A 3,564-nucleotide genomic window follows, 5' to 3' on the forward strand; every position below is an offset into this window, starting at 1 on the left:
GTCCCACCATGAGTCAGACCCCGCCTCGCCGGTTCAGCCTGTTCGACCGCAGATCCTGGCCCGAGGCCCGCCGTATCGCCGCGATCCTGCGCCAGGAGACCATCGGTGGCGCGCTGCTGCTCGCGGCCACGGTCCTGGCCCTCGCCTGGGCGAACTCGCCGTGGTCGGAGTCCTACCAGTCGATGCTCTCCTACCAGGTCGGCCCGTCCTGGGCGCACCTGAACCTCACCCTGGCCCAGTGGACCGCCGACGGCCTGCTGGCGATCTTCTTCTTCGTCGCCGGGCTGGAACTCAAACGCGAGTTCGTCGCCGGGGACCTCCGCGACCTCCGACGAGCCGCCGTCCCGGTCGTCGCCGCGCTGGGTGGTGTCGCCGTCCCCGCTATCCTCTACACGCTGGTCAACCTCGGCGGTGACGCCGCACGCGGCTGGGCGATCCCGACCGCCACCGACATCGCCTTCGCCCTGGCGGTGCTCGCGGTCATCGGCCGGCATCTGCCATCCGCACTGCGGACCTTCCTGCTCACCCTCGCGGTCGTCGACGACCTGATCGCCATCGTCATCATCGCCATCGTCTACACCCGGGATCTCCGCGTCCTCCCGCTGCTGGGCGCCCTGGTGCCGCTGGCGGTGTTCACCCTGCTGGTGCAACGCCGGGTGCGTTCATGGTGGCTCCTGCTGCCTCTGGCCGCCGCCACCTGGACACTCGTCCACGCCTCCGGCGTGCACGCCACCGTCGCCGGCGTGCTGCTGGGCTTCGCCGTGCCGGTGGTACGCAGCAAGCGCGCCGGTGGACCCGACGCGGGCCCCGGGCTGGCCGAGCACTTCGAACACCGCTGGCGACCCCTCTCCGCCGCGGTGGCGGTACCGGTCTTCGCGTTCTTCTCCGCCGGAGTCACCATCGGCGGCCTGAACGGACTCACCGACGCGCTCTCCGACCGCGCCGCCGTCGGCATCGTCATCGGCCTCGTCGTCGGAAAACCACTGGGCATCATGACCGCCACCTACCTGGTGGCCCGATTCACCCGCGCCACCCTCGACGACGGGCTGGCCTGGGTCGACGTCCTCGGCCTAGCCGTCCTCGCCGGTATCGGATTCACCGTCTCCCTGCTCATCGGCGAACTGGCCTTCGGCACCGGCAGCACACGCGACGACCACGTCAAGATCGCCGTCCTGACCGGCTCCCTGCTCGCCGCCCTGCTGGCCGCCGTGGCCCTGCGCCTGCGTAACCGTGTCTACCGCCGGATACAGGAAGCCGAAACTGTCGACCGCGACCACGACGGCATCCCCGACGTCTACCAGGACCCAGCCTGACCGACAGCCAACCGAACCAGTACGCCCCACCCATCCCGGCCATCCCGGGGACAGCATGGTCAGCTGGTTTCGGCGGGCTGGGTCGATTCGCTGGGGAGGTTGGCGGTCCAGCGTTCCTCGACGCGGCCGAAATACCAGACAGCGAGTGCGATGGCCCAGGCGAGGAAGAAAAGGCCGACGATGCCGTAGCCGGCGTAGTCGAGGTTGATGTTGGCGATCCAGGCGAACGGCCCGGACTCGATCGTGAACCGGTCAGCAAGGACACCGACAAGTTCGATCGTGCCGATAACGAGCGCAACGATCACCGAGATGGTGGTGATGGTCAGATTGTAGAACACCTTGCGAACCGGACGGGCGAATGCCCAGCCGTAGGCGGCGTTCATGAACACACCATCAATGGTGTCCATGAGACACATACCGGCGGCGAACAGGATCGGCAACACGAGGATCGAGTAGAAGGGCAGGTTGAACGCCGCGGCGCCGCCGGCGAGGACGAGCAGGCCAACCTCGGTCGCGGTATCGAATCCGAGGCCGAACAGCACACCGATCGGGTAGATGTTCCACGGCTTGGTGACCGTCCTGGTCAGGCCACCGAGGAAACGGTTCATAAAACCGCGGGAGTCCAGCCGTCGCTCGAGTTCCTGCTCGTCGTAGTGCCCGTTCCGCATCTCGCGGAAGACCTTGACGATGCCAAGCAGAGCGGCGAGGTTCAGGATCCCCAACACCCACAGGAAGACACCTGAGACCGACGGGCCGATCACGCCGGTGATGGTGTGAAGCCTGGAGGAGTCGTCCTCGACCGGCCCGACCAGGGACTTGATACCGACCGAAAGCAGGAACGCGAGCGCGAAGACGATCGTCGAGTGGCCGAGGGAGAACCAGAACCCGACCGAGAGCGGTCGGCGTTGCGGGCCCGCACCTTCGGCTTCCCGCGCCGTGTTGTCGGCGATGAGCTTACGAGTGGTGTTGTCGACAGCGGCGATGTGGTCGGCGTCGAAGGCGTGGCGGAGTCCGAAGGTGTAGGCTAGGACGCCGACCCCGGCGGTGAACACCGGATGGTCGCCGCCGAGATGGTAGCCATGCGGGGTGACAAGGGTGAGCAGAACGACAAATCCCACCACGTGCAGCAGGACGATAAACGCGGTCATCCCCGCCAGGGACCGCTTGTCCGCCCCCGTGAGGCTGTGCCGGAACCGGGCCAGCCGCCTCGGCAGGGACAACTCGCCGACGCCGGGGGATGGGTGGGCCACCAGAGGTCTCCTCACTGCGGGGAACAGGCTCGACGCGGGCCCAGGAGGGAATGGGCCGGGCGCAGGCCGAGCGGCCACGCGGAAGCAGGACCCACATCGCTCGGCTGGATCGGCGAGTGGTCCGTGTCGTGACTGCGGGGCACCGGATCGGACAGGTCAGCCGGAGGCGCCGGAAGGGCTTCGTCGACCCGCCGGCATCAACACAGATGCAACTATGTCGCTCTTGCAAGGATGTTGCAACTGGCATGATGTGGGGCCGACCGCGCTGGTTTGGCTGATGGGGCGCCGTCAGGCGGCCTATCAGCGCTCGCGGCGTCCATAGATGGCAAGCGTCGCGGGGCCGACGACGTCCAGCCCGGGGATCGCCGCCAGATGCGCGACCGCGCCGGGAGCGGGTTCGGCGGGCTCCGCGATCTCGCGCAGCGTGCCGCAGCTGGTACACACGACATGCAGATGGGGCTGCTCGGCCGCCCCAGGGCGGCTGCTACGTCAGCGATGAGCTGCCGCAACCGCGCCTGTTCGTCGCGCAGGATGTGGCCGCGGCTGGTCTCGGCGCCGAACTGGCGCCGGCTGGCCTGCAGTCGCTCGTACTCCGCCCGGGGGGACAGTCGCGAATTCTTCGTCATCTTCTTCGTCATCGTCGACCGGCCGTCGGGGCTTCACAGCCTCCACCACAGCTCCTCTGGTGTCCGGGCAATTACCCATTCGGATGAAATGTAACTTTCAGTGACCTAATCATGGCAGGTGAGCCGCACAGGACACGCTCACGTTCCGCACCTCCCGGCTCGCCAGAGTCGGGCACCACCAGACTGTCCTTGCGGGATCCCAGAAGCCCACCCCGCGATGATCGGCCCCAGCCCGGTAGCCGTGGCGCGACCCCAGGGTTCCCGTCGAACCTGCCCGCTCCGGTCGCACCGAGCCGGCTGGCCACATTGTCCGTTCTGTTCTCAGTTGTTGACAGGAACCCGGTGGAAACCAGATAATCCGATTGCTTGTGCGAG

General features: G+C 67.5%; 3 protein-coding genes. 1 reads left to right on the forward strand and 2 read right to left on the reverse strand.

Features of this window, described 5'->3' with window-relative positions; genetic code table 11:
• Positions 1-8 precede the first annotated feature (8 nt).
• Positions 9-1,313 carry a Na+/H+ antiporter NhaA gene (nhaA, locus tag G6R24_RS19420; protein WP_163550609.1) on the forward strand — a complete coding sequence of 435 codons (1,305 nt, stop codon included), beginning with the start codon at positions 9-11 and terminating at the stop codon, positions 1,311-1,313.
• Positions 1,314-1,372: 59 nt separating this feature from the next.
• Here the strand turns inward: nhaA and nicT are convergent, their stop codons facing one another.
• Positions 1,373-2,563, reverse strand: a complete 1,191-nt coding sequence (nicT, locus tag G6R24_RS19425; RefSeq protein ID WP_163550607.1) for a Nickel transporter NicT — start codon at positions 2,561-2,563, stop codon at positions 1,373-1,375.
• 300 nt (positions 2,564-2,863) lie between these two features.
• Positions 2,864-3,007: a hypothetical protein gene (locus G6R24_RS19430; protein WP_163550608.1), complete on the reverse strand. Its 144-nt coding sequence runs from the start codon at positions 3,005-3,007 to the stop codon at positions 2,864-2,866.
• Positions 3,008-3,564 lie beyond the last annotated feature (557 nt).

The organism is Candidatus Frankia nodulisporulans (genome assembly GCF_902806475.1).
GTDB classification, from domain to species: Bacteria; Actinomycetota; Actinomycetes; order Frankiales; family Frankiaceae; genus Frankia; species Frankia umida.